This is a genomic window from Natribacillus halophilus (assembly GCF_900100185.1).
Classification (GTDB): domain Bacteria; phylum Bacillota; class Bacilli; order Bacillales; family Marinococcaceae; genus Natribacillus; species Natribacillus halophilus.
Window position 1 is genome coordinate 279026 of record NZ_FNEN01000001.1, and the last position, 24293, is coordinate 303318.

General features: G+C 50.5%; 30 protein-coding genes, 1 tRNA gene and 1 riboswitch. Of the genes, 5 read left to right on the forward strand and 26 right to left on the reverse strand.

The features are described from left to right. Positions 1 to 46 precede the first annotated feature (46 nt). From gcvPB to gcvT, 3 genes are all read right to left on the reverse strand, one after another. Complete coding sequence (gene gcvPB / locus BLS58_RS01395; RefSeq protein WP_090395760.1) at positions 47 to 1507, reverse strand: aminomethyl-transferring glycine dehydrogenase subunit GcvPB; 1461 nt, start codon at positions 1505 to 1507, stop codon at positions 47 to 49. A gap of 86 nt (positions 1508 to 1593) precedes the next feature. After that, positions 1594 to 2952: an aminomethyl-transferring glycine dehydrogenase subunit GcvPA gene (gene gcvPA, locus BLS58_RS01400; protein WP_090395761.1), complete on the reverse strand. Its 1359-nt coding sequence runs from the start codon at positions 2950 to 2952 to the stop codon at positions 1594 to 1596. 15 nt (positions 2953 to 2967) lie between these two features. Beyond that, positions 2968 to 4062 (reverse strand): glycine cleavage system aminomethyltransferase GcvT, encoded by a 1095-nt coding sequence (gene gcvT, locus BLS58_RS01405; protein WP_090395762.1) that lies wholly within the window; start codon positions 4060 to 4062, stop codon positions 2968 to 2970. Between the two features lie 241 nt (positions 4063 to 4303). Beyond that, positions 4304 to 4408, reverse strand: a riboswitch (glycine riboswitch). Between the two features lie 131 nt (positions 4409 to 4539). On the opposite strand from gcvT, the gene BLS58_RS01410 reads away from it, so the two are divergent. Continuing rightward, a complete protein-coding gene (locus BLS58_RS01410) occupies positions 4540 to 6180 on the forward strand; it encodes a DEAD/DEAH box helicase (RefSeq protein WP_090395763.1) in 1641 nt (546 codons plus the stop codon). After that, positions 6158 to 6949 (forward strand): YqhG family protein, encoded by a 792-nt coding sequence (locus BLS58_RS01415; protein ID WP_090395764.1) that lies wholly within the window; start codon positions 6158 to 6160, stop codon positions 6947 to 6949. The genes BLS58_RS01410 and BLS58_RS01415 overlap by 23 nt, the downstream gene beginning before the upstream one ends. Positions 6950 to 6985: 36 nt before the next feature. On the opposite strand, the gene BLS58_RS01420 is transcribed toward BLS58_RS01415, so the two are convergent. After that, the gene (locus BLS58_RS01420; RefSeq protein ID WP_090395928.1) at positions 6986 to 7156 is read right to left on the reverse strand and encodes a DUF2759 domain-containing protein; all 171 of its coding nucleotides are present in this window, start codon (positions 7154 to 7156) and stop codon (positions 6986 to 6988) included. 76 nt (positions 7157 to 7232) lie between these two features. Between BLS58_RS01420 and BLS58_RS01425 the strand changes: the two genes are divergently transcribed. Continuing rightward, complete coding sequence (locus tag BLS58_RS01425; RefSeq protein WP_090395765.1) at positions 7233 to 7865, forward strand: MBL fold metallo-hydrolase; 633 nt, start codon at positions 7233 to 7235, stop codon at positions 7863 to 7865. Between the two features lie 26 nt (positions 7866 to 7891). On the opposite strand, the gene BLS58_RS01430 is transcribed toward BLS58_RS01425, so the two are convergent. The 10 genes from BLS58_RS01430 to comGA form a co-directional block, all read right to left on the reverse strand. After that, a complete protein-coding gene (locus BLS58_RS01430) occupies positions 7892 to 8134 on the reverse strand; it encodes a DUF2626 family protein (RefSeq protein ID WP_090395766.1) in 243 nt (80 codons plus the stop codon). Positions 8135 to 8245: 111 nt separating this feature from the next. Then, complete coding sequence (locus BLS58_RS17360) at positions 8246 to 8434, reverse strand: YqzE family protein (RefSeq protein WP_090395767.1); 189 nt, start codon at positions 8432 to 8434, stop codon at positions 8246 to 8248. 268 nt (positions 8435 to 8702) lie between these two features. Further along, positions 8703 to 9083: a competence type IV pilus minor pilin ComGG gene (gene comGG / locus BLS58_RS01440; protein WP_090395768.1), complete on the reverse strand. Its 381-nt coding sequence runs from the start codon at positions 9081 to 9083 to the stop codon at positions 8703 to 8705. Then, positions 9062 to 9526 carry a prepilin-type N-terminal cleavage/methylation domain-containing protein gene (locus BLS58_RS01445; protein ID WP_090395769.1) on the reverse strand — a complete coding sequence of 155 codons (465 nt, stop codon included), beginning with the start codon at positions 9524 to 9526 and terminating at the stop codon, positions 9062 to 9064. The genes comGG and BLS58_RS01445 overlap by 22 nt, the downstream gene beginning before the upstream one ends. Continuing rightward, positions 9508 to 9819, reverse strand: a complete 312-nt coding sequence (locus BLS58_RS01450) for a type II secretion system protein (protein ID WP_176764542.1) — start codon at positions 9817 to 9819, stop codon at positions 9508 to 9510. Before BLS58_RS01450 ends, BLS58_RS01445 begins: the two co-directional genes overlap by 19 nt. Then, complete coding sequence (comGD, locus tag BLS58_RS01455; RefSeq protein ID WP_176764543.1) at positions 9812 to 10270, reverse strand: competence type IV pilus minor pilin ComGD; 459 nt, start codon at positions 10268 to 10270, stop codon at positions 9812 to 9814. Before comGD ends, BLS58_RS01450 begins: the two co-directional genes overlap by 8 nt. Beyond that, complete coding sequence (gene comGC, locus BLS58_RS01460) at positions 10251 to 10553, reverse strand: competence type IV pilus major pilin ComGC (protein ID WP_090395772.1); 303 nt, start codon at positions 10551 to 10553, stop codon at positions 10251 to 10253. Before comGC ends, comGD begins: the two co-directional genes overlap by 20 nt. Continuing rightward, on the reverse strand, positions 10550 to 10696 hold the full coding sequence (locus BLS58_RS17365) for a hypothetical protein (RefSeq protein WP_176764544.1): 147 nt from the start codon (positions 10694 to 10696) through the stop codon (positions 10550 to 10552). The genes comGC and BLS58_RS17365 overlap by 4 nt, the downstream gene beginning before the upstream one ends. Before the next feature lie 16 nt (positions 10697 to 10712). After that, positions 10713 to 11759, reverse strand: coding sequence for a competence type IV pilus assembly protein ComGB (gene comGB / locus BLS58_RS01465; RefSeq protein ID WP_176764545.1), 1047 nt, complete (start codon positions 11757 to 11759; stop codon positions 10713 to 10715). After that, the gene (gene comGA, locus BLS58_RS01470; protein ID WP_090395774.1) at positions 11749 to 12759 is read right to left on the reverse strand and encodes a competence type IV pilus ATPase ComGA; all 1011 of its coding nucleotides are present in this window, start codon (positions 12757 to 12759) and stop codon (positions 11749 to 11751) included. The genes comGB and comGA overlap by 11 nt, the downstream gene beginning before the upstream one ends. A 133-nt stretch (positions 12760 to 12892) precedes the next feature. Here comGA and BLS58_RS01475 point away from each other — a divergent pair. Then, positions 12893 to 12967, forward strand: a tRNA-Gln gene (locus BLS58_RS01475). A gap of 244 nt (positions 12968 to 13211) precedes the next feature. Here the strand turns inward: BLS58_RS01475 and BLS58_RS01480 are convergent. Together BLS58_RS01480 and thiE are read right to left on the reverse strand one after the other, a co-directional pair. Then, positions 13212 to 13787 carry a hypothetical protein gene (locus BLS58_RS01480; RefSeq protein WP_090395775.1) on the reverse strand — a complete coding sequence of 192 codons (576 nt, stop codon included), beginning with the start codon at positions 13785 to 13787 and terminating at the stop codon, positions 13212 to 13214. Then, entirely contained in the window at positions 13780 to 14418 is a 639-nt protein-coding gene (gene thiE, locus BLS58_RS01485) for a thiamine phosphate synthase (RefSeq protein ID WP_245723017.1), read from the reverse strand. Before thiE ends, BLS58_RS01480 begins: the two co-directional genes overlap by 8 nt. An 87-nt stretch (positions 14419 to 14505) precedes the next feature. Here thiE and BLS58_RS01490 point away from each other — a divergent pair, with 87 nt between their 5' ends. Then, complete coding sequence (locus BLS58_RS01490) at positions 14506 to 15699, forward strand: ornithine--oxo-acid transaminase (RefSeq protein ID WP_090395776.1); 1194 nt, start codon at positions 14506 to 14508, stop codon at positions 15697 to 15699. A gap of 29 nt (positions 15700 to 15728) precedes the next feature. On the opposite strand, the gene aspA is transcribed toward BLS58_RS01490, so the two are convergent. From aspA to rpmG, 10 genes are all read right to left on the reverse strand, one after another. Beyond that, complete coding sequence (gene aspA / locus BLS58_RS01495; protein ID WP_090395777.1) at positions 15729 to 17138, reverse strand: aspartate ammonia-lyase; 1410 nt, start codon at positions 17136 to 17138, stop codon at positions 15729 to 15731. 67 nt (positions 17139 to 17205) lie between these two features. Further along, on the reverse strand, positions 17206 to 18099 hold the full coding sequence (gene rocF / locus BLS58_RS01500) for an arginase (RefSeq protein WP_090395778.1): 894 nt from the start codon (positions 18097 to 18099) through the stop codon (positions 17206 to 17208). A gap of 39 nt (positions 18100 to 18138) precedes the next feature. Further along, complete coding sequence (locus BLS58_RS01505; RefSeq protein ID WP_245723018.1) at positions 18139 to 19086, reverse strand: ROK family protein; 948 nt, start codon at positions 19084 to 19086, stop codon at positions 18139 to 18141. 23 nt (positions 19087 to 19109) lie between these two features. Then, on the reverse strand, positions 19110 to 19322 hold the full coding sequence (locus BLS58_RS01510; protein WP_090395779.1) for a YqgQ family protein: 213 nt from the start codon (positions 19320 to 19322) through the stop codon (positions 19110 to 19112). A gap of 10 nt (positions 19323 to 19332) precedes the next feature. Next, positions 19333 to 19824 carry an LTA synthase family protein gene (locus BLS58_RS01515; protein WP_090395780.1) on the reverse strand — a complete coding sequence of 164 codons (492 nt, stop codon included), beginning with the start codon at positions 19822 to 19824 and terminating at the stop codon, positions 19333 to 19335. 83 nt (positions 19825 to 19907) lie between these two features. Next, positions 19908 to 21476 carry a rhomboid family intramembrane serine protease gene (locus BLS58_RS01520; RefSeq protein ID WP_218126114.1) on the reverse strand — a complete coding sequence of 523 codons (1569 nt, stop codon included), beginning with the start codon at positions 21474 to 21476 and terminating at the stop codon, positions 19908 to 19910. 89 nt (positions 21477 to 21565) lie between these two features. Continuing rightward, positions 21566 to 21739: a hypothetical protein gene (locus BLS58_RS17370; protein WP_176764546.1), complete on the reverse strand. Its 174-nt coding sequence runs from the start codon at positions 21737 to 21739 to the stop codon at positions 21566 to 21568. A 49-nt stretch (positions 21740 to 21788) separates the two neighbouring features. After that, positions 21789 to 22550: a DUF92 domain-containing protein gene (locus BLS58_RS01525; RefSeq protein ID WP_090395782.1), complete on the reverse strand. Its 762-nt coding sequence runs from the start codon at positions 22548 to 22550 to the stop codon at positions 21789 to 21791. After that, a complete protein-coding gene (locus tag BLS58_RS01530) occupies positions 22550 to 23101 on the reverse strand; it encodes a 5-formyltetrahydrofolate cyclo-ligase (protein ID WP_090395783.1) in 552 nt (183 codons plus the stop codon). The genes BLS58_RS01525 and BLS58_RS01530 overlap by 1 nt, the downstream gene beginning before the upstream one ends. A gap of 48 nt (positions 23102 to 23149) precedes the next feature. After that, complete coding sequence (gene rpmG, locus BLS58_RS01535) at positions 23150 to 23299, reverse strand: 50S ribosomal protein L33 (RefSeq protein ID WP_090395784.1); 150 nt, start codon at positions 23297 to 23299, stop codon at positions 23150 to 23152. Positions 23300 to 24293: the final 994 nt, after the last annotated feature.

Genomic DNA, 24293 nt, shown 5'->3' on the forward strand with positions numbered 1-24293 from the left:
TCATAAAAACGGCACCCCACACTCGGGTGGGGTGCCGTTTTCCGTTTTATTGTTCCTGATAGCGTAATACCGGTTGTCTCGCTGCCTTGGTTTCATCAAGTCGGGAGATAACCGTTTCATGGGGAGCCTCAAGTACGAGGTCCGGGTCTTCTTCGGCCTCTTTGGCGATCGCGATCATCGCGTCGGCGAAGTCATCGAGGGTTTCCTTGGTTTCGGTTTCGGTCGGTTCCACCATCATGCACTCTTCCACGTTAAGCGGGAAGTAAATGGTCGGCGGGTGAAACCCGTAATCAAGGAGACGCTTGGCAATGTCAAGGGCGCGCACACCGAGTTTCTTTTGCCTCTTGGCCGAGAGCACAAATTCATGCTTGCAGTATTGGGGATACGGAATGTCGTAATACGGTTCCAGCCGTTTCCTGAGATAATTGGCGTTCAAAACCGCATTTTCGGATACCTGGTGCAAACCTTGAGAACCCATCGAACGCATGTAAGCATACGCCCGCATGTTTATGCCAAAGTTTCCATAAAACGGTTTGATACGGCCAATGGCATCCGGACGATGATAGTCCCATTTGTATTGCTCGCCATCTTTAACGAGCAACGGGCGCGGGAGATAAGGGACAAGCTCTTCTTTCACCCCCACAGGGCCGCTTCCGGGACCACCGCCTCCGTGAGGACCGGTAAACGTTTTATGCAAGTTCATGTGCACGACATCAAAGCCCATGTCCCCGGGGGTCGCTTTCCCCATAATCGCGTTGGAATTGGCGCCATCGTAATAGAGTTTTCCGCCGGCATTGTGGATGATTTCCGCCATTTCCACGATATCTTCTTCGAACAACCCGAGCGTGTTCGGATTTGTAAGCATAAGCGCTGCCGTATCCTCGCCGGTGACTTCCTTGAGATGGTCCATATCAACGAGCCCGCGCTCGTCTGTTTTCACCGTCACCGGATCAAAGCCGGCCACACCCGCGGAAGCAGGGTTCGTCCCATGGGCGGAATCCGGTACGATCACTTTCGTTCGCTGCGTTTCCCCGTTGGCTTCATGGAGGGCGCGAATCATCATCAAGCCTGTCCATTCACCGTGGGCACCGGCGGCCGATTGCAGGGTGACTTCCTGCATGCCGGTAATTTCGGCAAGGGAGGCCTGCAATTCATGCATCAGCCGCAGAGCCCCCTGCACCTGGGGCTCCGGCTGATATGGATGCAGATGCGCGAGCCCCGGGAGACGGGCGATAACTTCGTTGATTTTCGGATTGTATTTCATCGTACAGGAACCGAGGGGATAAAAACCGGAATCAATCCCGAAATTACGTTTTGAAAGCGCCGTGTAATGGCGAACCAGTTGTAGTTCCGACACTTCCGGGAGTTCCGGTTCCTCCTGACGCACATAATCCGCGGGCAGCAACTCTTCGACATTTACATCCGGTACATCATTTTCCGGCAACGATCCTCCCCTGCGGCCGGGCTTGCTCATTTCAAAGATCAGCGCTTGGTCCTTTTGTTTCATGAGGCGTTACACTTCCTTTCCAGTTCGTATGTCCGCTAAGCGTATGGTAGCTCATTAGTGCAGTGCGGGTCACTCACCCATATCACCTAACCCGCGTGCTTTTGCAACGCGTCCACCAGTCGATCAATCTCTTCTTTCGAGCGCCTTTCTGTCACACAGACGAGCATGTGGCGGTCGTTTTCTCCGGCAAAGCGACCGAGATCCAGGCCGCCGATGATACCTTCGGAAAATAACGCTTCATTCACTCGCTCCGCCGCTTGGCCGACATCGATGACAAACTCGTTGAAATAAGCGCCGTCATACACGAGGGAAAAACCGGCCGCCTGTAACGATTGTTTTGCGTAGTGCGCTTTTTGCATGTTTCGCACAGCCATGTCCTTGACGCCGTGCTTTCCGAACGCGCTCATAGCGACTGAGGAAGCGAGCGCGTTTAACGCCTGGTTGGAACAAATATTCGAGGTGGCCTTATCCCGGCGGATATGCTGCTCGCGCGCCTGTAACGTCAACACATAACCGCGCTGGCCTTCTTCATCGACGGTTTCGCCGACGAGTCTACCCGGCACTTTGCGCATAAATGCTTTTTTGGTAGCAAAATAACCACAGTGTGGACCGCCGTATTGTCCCATGATGCCAAAGGGCTGCGTGTCGCCGACGACAACGTCAGCGCCGAATTCGCCGGGTGGCGTGAGCATGCCAAGGGCGAGGGGGTTGCTTTTCACAATCAGAAGCGCGTCCACTTCGTCGGCGGCCTCACGCAGTGCCGCCAAATCTTCGATCGTCCCGTAAAAGTTCGGATATTGCACAAGGACTCCGGCCACATCATCGGTTAAGCTTTTCTTTAAGGCTTTGACATCCGTCGCGCCAGCCTGGGCGGGGACAGTTTCCAGCGTGAGCCCCGGGCCGTTCACAAACGTCTGCACGACATCCCTGGCTTCCGGATGGACCGTTTCCGAGATTAAGATCGTTTTCTTTTTCATCCGCTTCTGCGTCGCTGCCATCAGCGCCCCTTCCGCAAGGGCCGTATGGCCGTCATACATGGAGGAATTCGCCATCTCCATGCCGGTGAGGGTGGAAATCATGCTCTGGAATTCAAAAATTGCCTGCAGCTCCCCTTGCGAAACCTCCGGCTGATAAGGCGTATACGCTGTGTAAAACTCGGATCGTGAAATCACTGCGTCCACCGTTGCCGGAATATGGTGGTCATAGACACCGGCCCCCAGAAAGGTCGGATGATCTTTCATCGACACATTTTCAGCCGCGAGTGATTGAAAATAATCAACGAGCGCGTGCTCAGACAAAGCTTCGCCTACATTCAGCGCCGCATCGGGACGGACGCTTTCCGGAATATCGGAAAATAATTCGGCTACGTCACTGGCGCCCACAGTTTCCAGCATCTCGCGTCGATCATCTTCTGTCATCGGTAAATAACGATGGGTCTGTCCCATGATGAATCCCTCCAATTATCGCTTGTAAAACGGCGTCGGCACGATTTTTGCCTGCAAGTTTCGTTTTCGTACCCCTACGGTCAATTCTGTATCAAGGACCGCGTATTCAGCATTCACGAGCGCGAGACCGAGATTTTTTCCCAGTGTCGGGGACTGTGTACCCGACGTCACATGACCGATATCGTTGCCGTTGTGATCATAGACAGGGTAATCTGTGCGCGGAATGCCTTTTTCAATCATTTCAATCCCGACGAGTTTGCGCGCCGGTTTGTTTTCTTTTTCAGCAGCCAGCGCTGCTTTACCGATAAAATCGGCTTCTTTATTCACTTTCACGGCGAAACCGAGTTTGGCTTCCAGAGGACTGATCGTCTCTGAGATTTCCTGGCCGTACAACGGCAAGCCGGCTTCAAAACGGAGCGTGTCCCGCGCCCCTAAGCCGCACGGCTGAATGCCCGCGCTTTCACCGGCCTGAAGTAACGCGTCCCAAATTTCGCCGGCTTCGGACGAATCACAATAGATTTCATAGCCATCTTCACCGGTGTAGCCGCTGCGGGAGACGATCGCAGGCCTGCCATTGATATCCACTTCTGCTTTAAAGCGAAAGAACCCAATCGACGATACATCTTCTTCGGTCAGCGATTGCAAAACTTCCATCGCTTTCGGGCCTTGCAACGCGAGCAGCGCGTAATCGTCAGAGACGTCGGTAACGATCGTTCCCGCTTCCGCATGTTGTTTGAGCCAGGCAATATCCTTCTCGCGGTTAGCGGCGTTAGGAATGACCATATACTTGTCTTCCGCCAATTGATAGACGAGAAAATCGTCAACGACGCCGCCGGTTTCATTGCACATCAATGAATATTGCGCTTTCCCTACTTCCAGCCTGGAAACATCGTTGCTCATGATCCTTTGCATCGTCGTATACGCTGTTTCCCCCGCGATTAAGGCCTCACCCATATGGGAAACATCGAAAAGGCCAACCGCCTCTCGTACCGCCTGATGTTCCGCCTTGATGGATTCATACTGCACAGGCATTTCAAAGCCTCCGAACGGCACCATCTTGGCCCCTAACGAGACATGCCTGTCGTATAAAGCGGTTCTCTCTTCTGCCATGTCATCTCCTCCTCAAGAAATTATTAAAGAAAACTTGGCTTATCGCCAAGCCTGGCGAAAGCCTTAGTTGCACTTATGCATGAGTAAGAAAGTTATACTTTCTTATCTGCAAAAAAAGACAGAACTCTCCAACGATGTCGTTGAAAAGCTCTGTCCTTATACCAGAAAGTTTCCCTTTTGCCGGCATCTTTCGGCAAAAAATGTCTTCGTGGGTGGCCGCTATCGGCGCTCTCCAGAGTTGCGTCAGACAGAAGTACGTGTGCCTGAGAGATTCACCGGATGGGGCTTGCTCCTTCGGCGCCGTTTTAGTCTGCCAAACAAAAACGGGCTCTCCCTCTGTCATCAACCGCCTATTCTATTGTGCATAAAATCCCGCGATATTCACAAACTAACAGAGTTAAGAAATATATGTTATCTCCAGTTTAGCATGGCACGCGCACTTTGCCAATCTTTTCGCCAAAAATAAAAGGAGACGCTATGCACATCGATATAAGTTTTTCGACAGATTGGGAAGAAACATTTAAAGCAGCCCTCGACAACGAGGGTCCCTGGGCTTCGTGGGAGATGTTTTCGCTCGCCTATGAAGCGGAAGAACACAAAGCGGTTCCGTCTTTCGATGGACTCGTCGCGCCCACGCATTTGCCGGAGCTTTCCCTGTATGACCACCAATGGGAAACCGCCAGGCGGGTCGTGGAAGATATGAACGGTAAAGCGATCCTCGCTGACGAAGTCGGGCTCGGAAAGACGATTGAAGCCGGCCTTGTCCTAAAGGAATATATGATTCGCGGACTCGTGAAAAAGGCGCTCATTCTTTCACCGGCTTCCCTCGTCAATCAATGGACACAAGAGTTAAATGAAAAATTTTACATCCCGGCTGTTCCCCAGAAGAAGACGTATGTATGGGATCAGTGCGATGTCGTCGTCGCGTCGATGGATACGGCGAAAAGAGCGCCGCACCGGGACATCGTCATGGAACAGCCTTATGACATGATCATTATCGACGAAGCCCATAAATTAAAAAATGCCAACACGAAAAACTATGCCTTCATCAAGTCGCTTAAAAAGCGTTTCTGTTTACTCTGCACCGCCACCCCCGTGCAAAATCGTATCGAGGAACTTTTTCACCTCGTTTCGATTTTAAAACCCGGGCACCTCGGAGACGAACGCAGCTTTAAAGCACAATACAAACACGAACAGGCATCCGAAGATATTCAAGCGCTCGTGCAAAATGTGATGGTACGCAATCGCCGAGACAATACAAATGTCACCTGGACGAAACGTCATGTGGAAAATTATAGCGTGGAGCAGACAGAAGAAGAACGAGCGATGTATGACGCCGTCTGCGACTTAAAACAAACCGTCCATGATCTGCACGGATTTTCGCTGACCACGTTGCAACGGGAAGCTTGCTCCAGTAAGGAAGCCCTGGGCGTCACGATTTCGAACATGCTGAAAAAAGGCATGTTGAGCGAAGAACAGGTCACCCCCCTCGTGACGATCATGAATCAAGTGAAGACGAATGCAAAGGCCGAACAGGTGTTGAAACAATTACAGGCATCTGAGGAAAAAACGGTTATTTTCACCGAATACCGCGCCACCCAGCTGTATTTGCAGTGGTTTCTCGCGCAGCATAAAATCCGTTCGGTCCCGTTTAGAGGCGGATTTAATCGCGGAAAAAAAGACTATATGCGTATGCTCTTCCGTGACCATGTGCCGGTCATGATCGCGACAGAAGCCGGGGGCGAAGGATTAAACTTACAGTTTTGCCATCACATGATCAATTATGACCTGCCCTGGAACCCGATGCGCGTCGAACAACGAATCGGTAGAATTCACCGCCTCGGTCAGGAACAAGATGTTCACATTACGAACTACGCCATTGACAATACCGTCGAACAACGCATTCTCCATCTTCTCTATGAGAAAATCAATATGTTCGAAGGCCTCATTGGCCGTCTCGATGACATTCTTGAACGGTATTCAGGACAAGCGCTGGAAAAATACGTCGAGGATGCCCTTGATTCGGGCACTGAAGGGGAAGCCCGGCTCAAACTTCACCATTTGACGGAACTCATGAACCAGGAGGATGACCCGTATGAAACAGGCAGAAGTTCATAATTATTTACGCCGCTTTTTCCAGGCCGGCGGCGCAGAGGTGCTGCAAAGCACGCCCCCAAAGTTGGATGTTCAACTCAACAAAACCCTTGATCTTGAATTAATGAACCGCCCTTTTTACTGGCATTACCTGGAGAAAACCGGCGGTGACCCGAATCCGCTGAAAATGCACTTGTCCACAAATATGCAATCCACTGCAAAGGCGGAAGAAAAAGTGCATTTCGGCTCCCCGCGCCTGCATCAAATTTTTGCTTCCGCTGCTGACAAAGGCGCGGTGACCCGGCTTTACGAACAACACGATGAACAAAGCCAAACGCCCCTATATCCGTGGCTGGGGTTAAATATACGTATTTCTTACACATGTCACCGCAGGCGCGATGACCTTCGCAGCTTCGGCGTGCAACTCATCAGCGGGGAAACGATCGACGCGTTTATGAAACGACTGTCACCGCTCCCCCTTGTCCCTGCGATCCCCGACTATACATTTACCATGGCTCACTTGATTCAGCCGACGAGCGCCGTGCAAAGAATTAAGAAGTATCTCCTTGACGATATTCAGGGTCAAAAGCATACGTGGGCCAATGAAGCGACGAAACGCATGGAAGAAGACTTAAGCTTACTCGATCGTTTTTATGATGAAAGGGACGAGGGTAGCGATGCGTATATGTTGGAAAAAGAAGCCATTCACCAGCAATACCAACCGGCGATTGAACTCACCTTTATCAACGGGGGCCTCTTTTACTTGCGTAAGGATACAGGGGCACATCTGTGAATGTAAAAAACACCCGTCTGCACGACGAGTGTTTTTCTACATTTCGGGAGCTCCGCTCACGAATAAAGTCATGATGCCGAAAAAACCAAACACGAGAACACTGAGTGCCGAAAACCCAACGCCAAGAAAATTCCTGCGCTTCAGTTCCCGGAAAAAAGCAACAACCGCGAGGATTGCCACCGCTGTTGAGATTGATCCCATTGCCATATAAATTCTCTCCTTTTCGTCATTGATTTCTTTTTCATGTACAATGGCTACAGACCCAGATAGGAGTTGATATGTCATGAATTGGAAACAAGCCCCGTTGGGCCCTGCCCAAACCAACGCCTATGTGCTCCATAACCAGGAGGGCGAAGCGGTCATCTTCGATCCCGGTGGGGCTGGGGAAGCTTTTGAAGCGGCTTTAAAAAGGGATAACATAACACCGCTCGCGATTTTGTTAACGCATGCCCACTTCGACCACATCGGCGCCCTCGACCATATCCGCGACGCATTTAATATTCCTGTTTACCTTCACAAACGTGAAGAAAGCTGGTTGGCCGATCCTGAAAAAAATCTGTCGATCGCCATGACGCCCGAGGGGATAACGAGCCGCCCCGCGGATTATTTACTCGCTGGGGAAAAGACATTACCCGTCGGTCCCTTTACATTTCAATTGTATGAAACCCCGGGGCATTCGCCTGGAAGTCTCTCCTATTATCACGAAGCAACGGGCACGGTTTTCTCCGGGGATGTTCTTTTCCAGGCGGGGATCGGCCGCACCGATCTTCCAGGTGCTGATGAAGGCACGCTTCTTGGAAGCATCCACCATAAACTTCTGGAACTGCCGGAAAATACAGCCGTTGCCTGCGGCCATGGACCGACGACCACGATCGCCGCAGAAATGGATACAAACCCTTTTCTAAACGGGCTATAAAGGCGGTTCATTAACCGCCTTCCTCCCTAATGCCCAAGAGTCGGCTCCATAATAAAGACCGTATAGAAGGAGAAGCTAACCATAAATAACGTCAAATAACCGCCAAATATGTATAAATACGTTCGTTCAGTCAGGTTCATAAAACCAAGGCCTATAAATGCGGCTGTATTTGCAAAAAATATCAGGGAAACTTCATACATCTCCCCTACGAAAAACAATACAGCGAAGACCCCTGTCCAAAAAGCCATTACACGGTACATACGACTCATCTTGTTTTCCCCCTCCAGTTCTCTGAAGATGCTTCTTTTATTATATACGAGTGATGTGTGGCTTGTAAATTACTTTCCTTTGTTTTTACGTGACAATACGACGAATGCGCCCTAGCGTGATCGACGCATGCTTATCTTTAACGCCGTAGGAATCATGCCGAAAACGGTGAACAAACGCGATTTTCGTTTCTTTTTCAACCGGCGCCTTTCTTTCCGGGTCAGTTCTTTAGGAGCAGCAAAATGATCGAGCCGACGCAAAAAGGATTCGATCAAGTATTTGAAATAAGGGTTCGGATTCATAACGCTTAATATCCTCCCTATGTTTGAGGTTGGTATATAGCGTCTCCGTTTTGCCGTTCTTTTATTCTGATTATCTCCGCGGTGAAGATATTTTTGATCCGAAACGTGTGAATGTGTTACCCGGGTTTTATGTCTCCAGCTGAGTGGAACCATTCAGCGTGGCTCCACCGGCTTTTGAGGGATTACTTCACTATTTTATACTCTCCCTCCCGTTATATTTACAAAATGACGAGCGCTGATCACCTTAATGACCAGCGCCCGGAGTTATTCAGTCTTCATCTATGTCATCATCCTCATCGTCATTTTCCGCTTTTTGCACAAAGTACTGATGTTGAACGTTTCCGCCATCTTCTACTTCGGCATTTAAGGTTACAATGTCATAATCGCTGTCGTCATTCGGCGTTATGCGATAATGAACCGTTCCTTCCGGAAATTCCCAGGAACCATCACTCGAGGTCTCATCGTCCATATACGCTTCCCACCAGTTGACTTCCCCTTTCTCGAGCAAGATATTGCCCATTAAAAACATTCGCTGGGCTTCCAGTCCATCGCGCTCGAAAGTGAGAAGCACAGCCTGATGGCCCACCAATCCGGCTAAAATGAGGCAGATGACGAGAACAAATGGCATTATGGCTCCTTTGTGATCCAAATGTCTTCCTCCTCGGGGGCCAGGGTATGACGCAGCGTCTTCTCATACCGTTTCCCGTCTGCGAGCACAGTGATCACCACTCCGTCCGAGACGAGTTCAGCACCAAAATTTTCGATATTCCGTAAAACTGCATGTCCTCCGCTCCGGCCACTTCTGATCAATTGATCATCAGTTTGCCTGTAACTGCGTTCGACCCCGTCAATATCCGTAATCACGAGCCGATTTAGCTCGATGGCATATTCGCGTGCATATTTTGCTTCTTTCGTCATCTCCTGGAGCCACGTGTGGATTTCCTGTTCATTGCGGGAAAGCTCAGAGCTCGGGGTATTTGTCGCCTGCAGGAGAAAAGGAACGACCGCGACGACGCTAAAGAAGATAAACATCGTGACCACCGTTTCCAAAAGGGTAAACCCTCGTTCATTACCTACGGGAATTCGAGGCATAAATCTTTATCCCTCCCGGCCGGCCCTTTCCAATCAATACAAACGGTTCCGCCTTGATTGCGTACAACATAAGACGTGTCGAAGCCGTCAACCGTTTCCATGTCGCCGTCCTCCAGTTCATACCCGAGGCGCTCAAGCACGCGATATGCTTCACGCTCCACCTGCACTTCCAGGCGCTCCGTATACAAGATCGACAATAATGGAACAATCCCGGCGGCGGCCACGGATAAAATAAGGAGTGCCGTCGTCACTTCCACCAACGTAAATCCTTTATCTTTAGGTGATTTATTCAATATAAAACCTCCCGGAGCCAACGAGAAGAGTAACGCGATACGTTTCCCTGTTGGAACGTATGTCAAACTGTCCGGCAGTGCTTGTGTTTCCATTCGTAAGAAAAATAAGGGTCCCCGTTGGAATATTCCCGAAATCAATGGATACCCATTGAAAAGAGACATCTTCGGGAAAAGGGACGCGTTTGATGATTTCTTCGTCGACAACCACTTGGTAACTGCGCTGGGAATTCTGCACGTTGATCTGGGCAATTATATTTTTACCCATAGCCTGTTGTTGAGCGTAGTACATATCCTGCTCGAACTCGGATACAAATGCTTCAACTTCTCGACCTTCACCTTGACTGACAAACGATAAGGTTGGTATTGCTAAACAGATCGAGAAAATGAGCAAGACGACGACGAGTTCCATGAGCGTGTGGCCACGCTCATTGTTATCCATCAGCGCTGACATTTCCGTCCTCATCGAGGTTCAACCGATTTCCATCCGGACATGTAACGCTATCCACATATTCGTTGTCGACTAGAACACTTAAGCTGCTAGGATAATCACCCGTGTCCACCTTGTAACTCCCCACCTGCGCCTGCACCAAATCAATTGTGGCCTCACACCCCTTACTTTGCGCCACATCGCTGTTTTGCACCATGTTCGGAATCGCGACGAGCAGTAAGATCGAGATGATGAGGAGTACGATCATCATTTCAATCAGGGTAAAGCCGCCTTCATTTTTCTTCATCGCGGGGAACCTCCTTTGCCGTTATAGACGAGGGTAACCAGTTTTTTCGTATCTTCGTTCTGTTGATTTTCCAAACAGCTGATGCGCCCTTCCAAATAGGCCAAACGCTTCTCCAGCTGCTCTAAACGTTCATTTACAGTCATATTTTTCTCTCCTTTGTTAACCATCTAATGACGTTATTAATTGAAAAATCGGCAGGAAAATCGAGAGAAACAGCAGTAAAATAAACCCGCCGATGACGAGGAACAGAAACGGTTGAATCATGACCGTCGTTTTTCTCGTCCGCTCGTTAAGCTCTTCCCAAAGCATTTCGCTATAATGGGCAAGGTCTTCGGCCAGCTGCCCGGCCGCTTGTCCGTGGCGGATGACATCGGCGAATTCCTGCTGATAATAGGAAGCACCGGCAATCGCATCATGCAGGCTTTTCCCTTCATTAAGATCCGTTTGTATGCGTTCGCCTTCGGCCTGCAAAAACGGCATTTGTCTTTGTTTAATGAACACCTGTAAAGCATCATGGGCACTGAGTCCGCCCTTTAACAGCTGACTCATTTGCAGACTAACGGTATACGTGATATACAAATGCAGCCAACGTTTGCTGCCCGGGATTTTTTCGACCGTGCGAATTTGTTGGAAAGAGTGAAGCTTTTTAAAACGTTGTTGATAGTAAGCATAGAAACCTACCGTTACAACGATGAACGCGCCAAAGGCAAACGGCAATCCTTCAAAAAGGGTGAAGGTAAAGCTCGTGATCGCGGGGTAGTCAATATCCATCGTTGCAAACAACTCTTCAAACTGGGGAAAGACAAAGAGGGTCATGAACAGGAAGAGCGTGGCGATGATCCAGATGAGGAGAATGGGATAGCGCGCGAGGGTGCGCACTTTTTCCTTAAAACGTTCGCGCTGTTCAAGCATGCGGCCGGCATAATAAAATCCGTGGGAAAGCATGCCGTAACGTTCGGAAAAGTACAGGTAAGCGCTTATGTCCGAGGGGATTTTTAAAAGCTCCAGCGACTCCACCCACGCCCGACCATCCTGCAAAGTCGCTATCCACGAAGAAATCGTGTTACGTGCGTGTGGGGGCTCGCCATACATCAGCAGTTTCGCCCCGTGATTGAGCGTATAGCCTCTTTGCAGCAACCGGCCTACGTTGAGGAAAAAGCGGGCTTTATTTTTCGCCTTCCACTTATCCTTTCGTCTAGGTCGCATGGGCAGCACGCTCCTCTTCATTGGCTAAAAGTCCGAGCGCGATCCCTTCCAGACGCTGTTTTTCCAAGCCGTCATCAAAGGACAACGGAAGTTTTTGCACACAATCATCGAGCACTGCCTGTAGCGGTTCATCAGCCAGAAAACCGAAGATAGCCTTGCGTTGTTCATTGGCATCATAAACGAGCCGCTGGGCAATCACTGCGGCCATGCTTTCGTATAAATAATTCGCGGGCACGCCAAACTCCAATAAACGCACGAGAGCTCCGCTCGTATTCCGGGTGTGTAAAGTTGTCAGCACTAGATGACCGGTCATCGCTGCGCGGACAGCTATTTTCGCTGTGTGCTCATCACGAATTTCACCGATCATCAGCACGTCCGGGTCGTGGCGCAGAGCGGCTTTCAACGCCTCGGGGTAATAGAGCCCGGCTTGCTCATTCACTTGCATTTGCGTAAATGCTTCCCGCGGCTTTTCAATCGGATCTTCGACCGAAATCACATGGCGGATCGAGTGTCTCGACATTTCGTTGAGGAGCGCGTACATCGTCGTTGTTTTTCCCGAACCGGTTGGCCCGGTAAAAATAATCAGACCATGCTCGAGTTCAGCCAACGCGTGCAGGTCGCGCGAGGCGCTTGCCAAAAGCGGGAGGCTGGCTAAATCCTGTTCATCGTCGGCAGGCAACAGGCGGACGACAAGTCGCTCTCCTTCTCCGATCGGCACAGTGGAAAGCCGTAAAGAAAGTGAACCTTCCCGGTGCTTGATCGTTAAGGAACCATTTTGGGGCAGTCGGCGTTCACCAATATCCATGCCGGACTGGAATTTAAGGTGAGCGACTAATTTGTCGGCATTTGCACGGGGAAAGCGGTGTCTTTCCCGTAAAACGCCTTCCGTGCGAAACAATATCGACGTATGGTTGGCATAAGGGTGGAAATGAATGTCTGTGGCGCGCCTTTCGTAGGCGGAAAGGAAGAGTTTCGTGGACGCTTCTTGAGTGGTTGTCAATCGGACACCTCCCTTGCTGAAATTAAGGAGGCTCTCTCACACTTGTACTATTCGACGTAAAAACTTTTTCTCCTTCTTTTTTCGCAAAAAAAGTATAAACTTTTTTTATCCGTTCATAATACTGTATGTAGAATGGGATGTAGCCAAGCGGTAAGGCAATGGACTTTGACTCCATGACGCGTAGGTTCGAATCCTGCCATCCCAGCCATACATAGGAAGACGCTCGCGTGGGAACAAGCGCGGGCGTTTTTGTGTCGGCGCAGGAACATCCGCCCAATTTTATCAGCCGTTGAAAAGCTCACGTACCTCAGTTTAGATATTCTTTCCAATTAGAGGGACGCTGGAGAAACCATTATTTCCATCTCAAGGGATACAAGAGTCCTTCCGCGTACCTCCGATTGGTTATTCATTCCATTTCGAGGGGCGCTGGCCGTATCCAAGGCCAACTACCCTCACTCAGCCGTCTCACTTTCAACCCACCAAAAATTGTCATAATCGTCCATGCCGGGGAAAGGGGGATCGGCAAATGTGGGGTCCTCACCGCCCTGACCCGCATGATTCATCCACGTATGCAAATAATGGACTTCTGCTTCGTCCGCTGCTTCCGGTAACTGCACGGAGATTGATCCTTCATATCCGTAGACATCATTCGTTTCCAGACGATTGGGGAATTCAAAAATCAGGCCTTCATCAACGACGGTGGCTTCCGTTTCATGGATGACCTCATCGTCCTGGTAAAGCTGTAATTCGTGTTCCGCAAATTCATCACCTGCAAGAACGTCCCCATTTTCATAAGCGACGATCCCCATGTAGTCTTCGCCTTCCAGCTCTTCATCAGGCAACTCCGTCCAGTTCCACTCGGCGTCCAACTGCTCACCTTCCATGTCGGCATTCATCTGCACATGTTCCTGGAGATCCTCGTGGTCGATGGTTTCCTCGCCTGTAATATAAAGCCAGCCGCCTATAAATAAAAAAATCATGAGAAAGCCGGGGATAATGATCATCCATGTATTCCCGCTTTTAAGCATCTCTCTCCCTCGCCTCCGTTAAAATGTCCGTGAAGGCCCTGCATGTGCCTTCAATGTCGTTACTTGTGACGACTTCACTAATGACCGCCAATCCATTGACACCCGTGGCCGCCACCGCTTCGGCGTTCTCCAGTTTGATGCCTCCGATCGCCACCGTCGGGATCGATACGTGTTTGCGAATCTCTTTTAGCCCGGCCACGCCGAGTTCGGCTTCCGTGTCTTCCTTGGAGCTCGTTTCATAGACGGGTCCGATACCGATGTAGTCCGCGCCCAGCTTCTCGGCCTCGAGCGCCTCTTCCTTCGTATGAGTGGAAATACCGATCAGCTTGTCAGCTCCCAGCAACGCGCGTGCTTCGCCGAGCGGAAAATCCCCCTGCCCCACGTGCACACCATCGGCATTAATCGCCAGAGCCACGTCCAAATGATCATTCATAATAAACGGAACTTGATAACGACGCGCCAATTGTTGCAACTGGCGCCCCTTCTCGATTAACGCCGCTTTATCGCTTTCCTTATCCCGCAATTGTATCGCACCGGCGCCCCCTTTTAAGGCCGCCTCCATGACTGAGAGTAATGAGCGTTCGGGATGTAATTTTTCTGCTGATATCACATAAAGACCTGACGTCCACACAACGATTCCTCCTTGATATCTCTGATGCCTTCTGTAAAAATTGTAAGAGATCTCATTACGAGGCGCAACAGAAAGGGGACGAGCTTCATGAACACAACCGAAACACTGATGGAATGGCATGACGATTACGGAGCCAAAAATTATTCTCCACTCCCGGTCGTCATCGCCGGCGGAGAGGGCTCATGGGTTGAGGATACGGAAGGGAACCGGTATCTGGACATGCTAAGCGCTTATTCCGCGCTCAATCAAGGCCACCGTCATCCGACGATTATGAAAGCGTTAACCGAGCAAGCCGGGCGTATCACCCTTACATCTCGAGCCTTTCACAACGACCAAATCGGCCCTTTTTATAAAAAACTCTCCGAATTGACGGGGATGGATAAAATTTTGCCGATGAACACCGGTGCGGAAGCGGTGGAAACAGCGCTCAAGGCCGCGCGGCGTTGGGGCTATCGCGTCAAGGGCATCGCGGAAAATCAGGCGGAAGTCATCGTCTGTACGGAAAATTTCCATGGCCGTACACTGGCGCCTGTCTCTCTGTCGTCCAATCCGGAATACCAGGCGGACTTCGGCCCCTTACTACCGGGGGTCACCATCGTTCCTTATGGGGACATAGAAGCTTTAAGAGAAGCGATCACTCCGAACACAGCCGCGTTTTTGTTCGAGCCGATCCAGGGGGAGGCCGGCATTCGCATCCCTCCCGAAGGCTATGTGCGTGATGTTCGCGCGCTCTGCGATGAGACGAACGTACTTATGATCGCCGACGAAATCCAATGCGGGCTCGGCCGCACGGGCAGGATGTTCGCCTGTGATCACGAAGACATCAAACCCGACATGTTCATTCTCGGTAAAGCCCTCGGCGGAGGGGTCATGCCTATCTCCGCGATCGCTGCCGATGCGAATATTCTCGGCTTGTTTGAACCCGGCTCCCACGGCTCGACATTCGGCGGCAATCCATTGGCCTGCGCGGTTTCGAGCGCAGCACTGGCGGTCATCACGGACGAGGCCTTGCCTGCCCGGGCAGAAAAACTTGGGGCATCTTTTATCGAGCGCTGCAAACAAATCAGCCATCCCGCGATTAAAGAAGTCCGCGGAAAAGGACTGTTCATCGGCATCGAGCTCCACGAACGAGCCCGCCCCTATTGCGAGCGCCTAATGAACGCCGGCTTGTTGTGCAAAGAAACCCATGAAAATGTTCTCCGGCTCGCGCCGCCGCTCACGATCGCTGAAGAAGATTTGGAATGGGCACTCACCCGTATCGAAGAAGTTTTTGCCCACTAGGAAAGCGGCCTTCAACAAGGCCGCTTTCCTCATTCCATAAATCGGGCGCCTGCAATGCCGGGATTGGTCATTTCCTGCGGATCGAGAATTTCCTCCAGTTCCTCTTCCGATAATATACCACGCTCGATACAGATGTCTTTCACGGAGCGATCGGACTCAAGGGCTTCCTTGGCCACTCTGGAGGCGACTTCATAGCCAACGTGCGGATTGATCGCGGTAATAATCCCCACGCTTTTATGCACCATGTCCTTGGCTTCTTCCACATTCGCACTCATTCCTTCGAGTGTATAACGCCTGAAAACGTTAAGGCCATTTTCCAGGACTGACAATGATTGCAATAAGTTAAAAACGAGCACCGGGCCCATAACGTTGATTTCCAATTGGCCGGCCTCGGAAGCCAGACTAATCGTTTGGTCGTTGCCGCTGACCTGAAAAGAAATCTGGTTGATCACCTCACACATCACCGGGTTCACTTTTCCGGGCATAATAGATGAACCGGGTTGTCGGGCGGGAAGGTTAATTTCATTCAAGCCTGTCCGTGGCCCGGAACTCATCAGCCGCAAATCATTGGACATCTTGGAAAGGTTAATGGCGAGCACTTTCAAGGAACCGGAGAGCTCTGTGTAGGCATCGGTATTTTGAGTGGCATCGACAAGATCATCGGCCTTCCTGAGGTTTAAACCTGTTAAGTCAGCGAGATACTTCGCTACCGTTTCAATGTAGTCTGGCTCGGCATTCAAGCCTGTCCCGACAGCGGTCGCGCCCATATTGATATCATTCAGATTATCGAGCGCCCGTTCAATTCTGGCCAGATCCCGTTCCAGCATACGGCGATACGCGCCGATTTCCTGGCCGAGCCGAATCGGCACGGCATCTTGCAAGTGGGTTCGTCCCATTTTTATGACATCATCAAACTCTTTTTCTTTCTTTTTCAGGGTATCGATGACTTCTTCAAGCACATCTTCCAAGCCTTTGGCCAGGTTAAGGGCGGCGATGTGAATCGCGGTCGGAAAGGTATCATTCGTCGACTGGGCCATATTGACGTGCGTATTCGGGCTTAACCGATCGTATTCCCCTTTTTCATACCCGAGAATTTCAATCGCCCGATTGGCGATGACTTCGTTTGCATTCATATTAATAGACGTTCCGGCCCCGCCCTGAATCGCATCGACGACAAATTGATCATTAAAATCGCCCTCGATCACTTCTTCTGCTGCTTTAATGACAGCGCTCGCGATGGACTTGTTCAAGCTTCCCACATCTCTATTCGCCATCGCGGCTGATTTCTTCACGTAGCCAAAGGCCTCAATCAATGCGTTGTGGGGCGGATAACCTGTGATCGGGAAATTTTCTTGCGCCCGCACCGTCTGGATGCCGTAATAAGCGTCCGCCGGCACTTGCTTTTCCCCTAAATAATCCTTTTCTACACGATGTTCCATGCCATATTTCCCTCCGTTTTGGATGTGAAAGGTAGGAGGTTATTACCCCCTGTCTCTGATCCTTGTTTTACTTAATTTTCTCCCCGAATAACGATCCTATAAGCGCGACAGCAGCTTCGGCTGTTTTGTTTTTCTCGTCGAGGATGGGATTGACCTCGACGAATTCACAAGAAGTAATGTCGGTCGTTTCCGCCAGCATTTCCATCGCCAGATGACTTTCCCGGTACGTCAAACCGCCGACGACCGGGGTGCCTACACCGGGAGCGTCGATGGGGTCGAGTCCGTCCAGATCCAGGCTGAGATGAATGCCGTCACAGTGGCTTAAATAAGCATTCGTCTGCGTCATGACTTCGCTCATGCCGAGGCGGTCGACTTCATGCATCGTGAACACTTTGAGTCCGGATTCTTGAATGAGCGTCTTTTCCGCAGCATCGAGCGCCCGCGCGCCGATAATAACGACATTTTCGGGTTTAATCGCGGGCAGGCCGCCGGCGATTTCCGTCAATGAGTCGTGGCCACGGCCGAGACTGACCGCGAGGGGCATGCCATGAATATTTCCGGAGGGGGAGGTTTCCGCGGTGTTCAAATCGCCGTGGGCATCGTACCAGATGACGCCGAGATTTTGATAATGCTGACTGATCCCGGCAAGGGTCCCGATGGAAATGCTATGGTCGCCGCCGAAAACGAGGGGAAAGGCATCAGCCGACATCATCTCATCCATTTTTTTGGCCAGTCGCCGGTTGGTCTCTACCACCGCTTGCAAGTGTTGTAGATCCTCCCCGATGTCTTGATCATAGCGCTTGGGCACCGTCAGATCCCCATGGTCTTGCACCTGGTAACCAAGCGCTTGCAAACGCTCAAGCACGCCTGCATAACGAATCGCACTCGGCCCCATGTCGACGCCTCTGCGATTTTGTCCTAAATCGAGCGGCACCCCTAGCATCGATAGATTTTTCAACATTTTTATGTACCCCTCTCTATGTCAACGGTTGCCAAAATATTATCTGCCGAGTCGTCGCAGTGCGAGCCACGCACCCCCGTAAATACCGGCATCATTACCGAGACGCGCGAATTCGAACGCTAAATGTCTGTCGGCCTCTTTCAAAACAAGCCGTTTAAAATGGGCGACGACCGGCTGTAACAATGTCTGCCCGGCCGCTGACACTCCCCCGCCGATAACGATTTTTTCCGGATTGACAATCGTCGCCGCATTCGCGAGGGCATAGGCCAAATAATAAGCAGCCTCATCGACGATTCGCGTCGCGAGAGCATCACCTGCTTCGGCGGCCTTATAGATATCAATGGCTTCACTGTTTTCGTGCAAGGGGCTGGGCCCATCGTCATTACGAAGGTGGTCATGCAGGCTGCGCCGCAAGCCCTTGGCCGCCACATACTCCTCCAGACAGCCTTCCCGTCCACACGTGCACAGCCGTCCATGAGGAACGACAAGCGTATGGCCGATCTCTCCCGCCGTCCCTCTGGGACCCGTCACGAGGTTCCCATTGATGATCATCCCGCCGCCCACACCGGTGCCGAGGGTGATGAACAAGGTTGAAGCTTCCTTTTTACCCGCGCCTTGCCAATACTCACCGGCGGCAGCGAGATTCGCATCATTGTTGATAAACACGGGTATATCGAGGGCTTCCGCGAGTGTGGCTTGTAAAGGATAATCGTGCCAACCAATGTTTACGGCGTTGTGGACGATCCCCGCCGTTTCATCGATAAAACCCGGCACGCCGACACCCACGCCAAGCCGCTCTTCTTTGGCTATCCCCTCGTCCAGCAAGCGTTTTTCAATGCTGCTTGCGATGCGAGCGGGGAAATGCCTGGCATCATCGTCTGTGTCGGTCGAAATTTTCCAGTGGGTAAGCTTTTCGCCTTCGGGGGTAAACACCCCAAATTTTGTCGATGTTCCACCGACATCGACGCCTACAATATACTTTGTCATGATGCGTCTCCCCATTCCCCTGACTACTCGTCGTTATTGTTCTCCAGCTTCCGCTGTTCGGCTTGCAGGATCTGTCTGCAAGCGACATAATCGTTCGTCTCCAATAATCCCAATTCCCGTAACATCGACAATTCTTCTTCCATCAGGATCAGATCAGCTTCCACGTCGCGCGTATAGATCACAGATTGGTAGCTTAACAACAGTTTTCGTACGTCATGGAGTGTTTTTAATGGCATAACAGTTTTATTATAGCAATATTGCCACGGAAGCAAAAACAAGAACGATCAACGGCACGTAAGGAAGCCATGCAAACCGGGGCCAGTAGGAAAATAAATAGTTTTGGACTAAAAAACCGATTAATAATCCGGCCGCAAACACGAGCACGAGAATGATATAAGTGAATATGACCGAGACCCATGTATTCACAAGCGCGCCTGTCAGAATAAACAGGGCAGCCATACTTAGCCAAACACGGTAATTCCGACGGCTAAAATAGCCGTAAAACGGATGATAGACCATGAGCGCCGTTATGATGAAGGCGCATACACCCAAAAACCATAACGCTTCGAGCCATCCATCCGAGATAAAACTCAAATAACCGTTACTCAACGTAAACCCCACGTAGCCACCGGCGGCGAAAAGAATGAGGATGAAAAACATCCACCTCTCCCATTCCGCGGACCGCTGGTAAAACAAGAGTGCCCCGGTCACCGTCGCCACGGCAAGCGCAGAAAGCATATCGTCCTCCCCCTCTCTCTCGTACGGTACAACCTTACAACAAACGTATGCGGCATAGAGGTGAGAGATGAGAGGTGGGAGTTTCAGGAGTCCTGAAGGTCCTCCTGCAACTCTTCGTATTGTTCATTTTCCGGGTCCAGTTCCAGTGCTTCTTCAACGTATTCGCGTGCCTCGTCTCGTTCTCCTCGTTCCGAGTACACGAGCGCGAGATTATAAAGGGCCTCATGAAACTCCGGATTCTGCGCTAACGCTTCCTGATAAAAATGTTCGGCTTCTTCGTCATTGCCGCGCCCGTATTCGGCGTTTCCGATCATAAAGTATGCTTCCGGCATCTCCGTGTTATCGATCACTTCCGCCATCGTATCGTAAGCTTCATCGTATCTGTCTGCTTCCAGGTGTTCCTGAGAGATTTGTATTTCCACAATCGGCTCGGACGGCATATTTTCTTCACTATAGTGGCCATATCCGTATAAAATGACGAGCAACACAGGGATCGCGACGACAAAGAAGAGTTGTTTGAGATTATATTTCTTGTCAGGCATGCCTACCGTTGCCGCGGCGAGAAAGCCACCGACGAGGCCGCCCATGTGCGCTCCGTTGTCGACCATTGGAACAACCGTGCCGAAAATGACATTGATCAAAAGGATAACGATCACACTTCTGCCGATCGTTCGGAAAAAAAGACGACGATGGCTGATGCCGAAATAAACCAAGGCACCAAAACAACCGAAGATCGCGCCTGAAGCTCCGGCTGACACTTGCTCGGTAAACGCGTAGCTCGCCGTCGAGCCGACGACCCCGGCGACCATGTAAATCCAGACAAACCGCCACGTTCCGAATATTCGCTCCACGGCCGAACCTAAAAATAACAAAGCCAACGAATTCATAAATAAGTGCAATAAGCCGATATGCAAAAACATCGACGTAATAATACGCCACCACTCGCCGTCATCGATCAAGGGATTATACTTGGCGCCGAATTCAATCAATGTCAGAACATCGGTGCTGTCGGCGACCACCTCGATCCAGGCAAAAATAAGCAAAATCAAGGCGAGCAACACAAATGTAAACCGAGGTTTCCCATATGTAAAAACTTTAATGGCCTCTTCTTGGTCCCGTTCAATATTTCTTACAATGATTTGTCGTTGCCGGGCAACCTTCCGGGCGAGCGCTTCCTCGTCAGCGAGAAGCATGTCTTCTTTCGTCGGCCACTGCCCGTCTGCATGCAACAACTGTAGAAACTTAACGATATCATCGCTTTGGTGAGCCCCGATGGATGCTGCGAACAGCCACGTTTGCATCGGCTTACGCCTCGCAGGATCGGTATAGACAACCTCCCCGGTTTTGCTTTTCCAATCGTCGGCGGGCGCTATTGAGGTGATATACAAATTATGGTAATGAACATCCTTGCGTGTTGGCGATCGTTTAAAGGATTGAAATTGACGGGCATTGTCCCTTATCACATTTTCCAGGCCGCGGCTCCAGGCCATGTCAATTTTCGAAAGCGAAATCAGGAATTGTTCTTTATCGGTTTCCTTTTCCAGCCATAATTGTTTGCGGTCATCGCTGACATGGACCGCCTGAAAGCCATTCCTCGCCACGAGATGGTGCGCGAGTTCCCAAAAGAGTACATCTTGATCTCTAACCTCCATCGCGTTCATCCTTTATATACCGGTGATTGTTTTCCTTTGCCCCTTCCATCATAATCGACAGCGCCCTTAAATGCGAATATTTTCTATCGTTAAGTGGCAAAGGGCGAATATTTCTTGAGTGCCCTTCTTCTTAAAGGCGGGATTTCCATGACCGTTTTGATGATGATACGTCTTGTAATTCTATTTCTGAGCAGTACATACCGATAGCGATACGCGATGATCCCCAGCACAATGATCCCCAAAGAGACGATGATTTTTTTCAACGTAAGCCCTCCTGCTTTTTCTTTTTAGCTTGTCTGAATGATTGAGAAGCTATACGAGGAGAAAAATCATCATGGCAACGAAAGCGCCCATGCCCGTACAGGCAGTATTCACCATATTGTTGTCAAGGCCTGAGATGCCGCGGACTTTCCTGGTCGGTTGACCGCAATGACGTTTTTCTTCGATCAAGGCCTGGCAGCGGACACACTGGCGCTCTTCCTGGAGAAATGCTCCGATGAGCGTATCAGCCATAGCGCCGAGAAAACCGGCGATCGTAATCAACAATGCCCACTGACCATCCAGGAGGAGCAGGCTCCCCAGAATAGCGACAAGACCGCTACCGAGCACGCTAAAGACAGTGCCGACGAACGTCATGGACCCGGATCGGCCCACGGTTGCCCGGGCATTCATTCTTATATGATAAGGCTTGCCGCCCCAGCGTTTGCCGCCTTCCGTCGCCCATGTATCGCTATTGGCAGCAGCGAGTGCGCCGATAAACAAGACCTTGAAAAGTTCTTCGTCGGCGAACGGGAGTGATAATAAGGCGATAAGAGCGGCCACTCCCCCGTTTGCAAACACTTGAGAGGCGGTTCGTTTTTCTTTTTCACGCTTGAAGGTCCGCGCAGGAAGCCGCCCCAGTAATGTGCTGCTTATAAAAAAGGTAGCAAGGACGAGTAACCCTTCAAAAGAGAAAGGAATGGCGATGCCTGCGCCGACGAGAAAAGCCATGAGCGCCCCTCCGAGCGTTAAGGCCTGAAAACGATAAGCCAGAAAAGCAAGGATGGCAACGGTTAGGATGAGGAGCGCGAGCATTACGATGTCTCCGTGAATAATGTTTGGACCGGGATATCGTGTGTTTCTGTCGGTAGATTCGAAAAAAGTTGAAATGAAAGTGAAAAGGCTATCGTATGTCCGTTATAATCGGCGAGAAAGCGATCATAATACCCGCCGCCAAACCCGACGCGATACCCTGTCTCGTTAAACGCCAGCCCCGGCACGATGAGGAGATCGATGTGTTCGGAAGGGACGCGTTCCGAGCGGTTAGGGTCAGGCTCCCACAAACTGTTTTTTCTTTGTTTAAGTTCGGCAAAAGACGAAAGCGTGTAAAAATCAAGGACGCGACGTTTACCGTCCGTTTTGGGAACGACGATTTTTTTTCCTTCCATCCAGGCTTTTTCTATAAGCGGGCGCGTCGGTATCTCCCGGGGGGTGGCAACAGTGACCGCTATGACGTTTGCCTCACGCCAGGAAGGGTGTTCATATAAGTATTCATGCAGCTGCCGACCGCGCATCTCCAGCTCTTCATCCGTAAGCGTTGCGAATTGTTGAACGATATATGTACGAATTTCGGATTTTTGCATCATGTGCAAGCCCCCCTATTAAAAGAAGCAGCAGCGGAACTCTCCTGCTGCTTACTTCGTTTCACGGTGAAGCGTATACCGGTTAACTCTCGGGCAGAATTTATTTAATTCCATCCGCTCCGGGTGCGTTCGTTTATTTTTGGTTGTGATATAGTTGCGGTCTCCTGTTTCTGTACAGGCAAGTGTGATTTGAACACGCATCGTTGTCCCTCCTATCCGTAAGCAGTCGTACTTGATAATATTATCAGGTTTTTAAAAATAAATCAACTCGTGATTAAGCCTTGTTCAAGGTAAAGTCAAAGTAAAACGATTTTTAAGGGAAATAAAAATCGCCTTTCTAAGACGAGCCCGAGGGAGATCACATCGCTCTCTCGGATTGGTTCGATCCCCGTCGTTCGAGGGATGACAACGTGATTCTTGATCCCTATCGGAGCGAGATGCCCTGCCTTTGGGGTATAACAACACGCTTCTGGTCCCTATCGGAGCGAGATACCCTGCTTTTGGGGGATAACATCGCGCTTCTGGTCCCTCTCGGAGCGAGATACCCTGCTTTTGGGGGATAACAACACGCTTCTGGTCCCTATCGGAGTGAGATACCCTGCCTTTGGGGTATGGCAACGCGCTTCAAGTGTCATAAAGGTCGGGGCGATCTCCGTTCCCTCGGACATCCGCGAATATATTTGGACTTTGACGGAACCGTGAAGCCTTGTTTGTGCTATACTAACAAAAACGAAAGGAAGTGGGCGATGAGGAAAATTAAAGAACGTGAACCGTCTAAATTTTGCGATTCTTGCATCCGCGTATGCATTTCCCGACCGGCAATATTATTTGCATCTTGAATATGATGGAAAAGGGGCGACTATGGGTATGTAGCGGGTGCGGCTGTAAAGAAAATGGTCAAGCCGCGATCATCCGGAGCGTAGAAGAATTCAAGCTCCTTTTTCCGGAAAGAAAAATTACCAGCAACACGATCTATGAATGGTGCGCAGTGAAAGGCGATCGGAAAAAAGTGTCGAGAACACTGGCTAATCATTTCAAACGCATTGGATACGGGGTAGGGTCTTATTATATTCATTGATACCCGAAGAGAGCATTTGAATCACGATGGACTGACACTCCTAACCCGGAGATGGCAGATCTGAAAGGTTTCACTCAATGGGGTGATACCATTCAACAGGGGAGGAGCGTGCCGAAT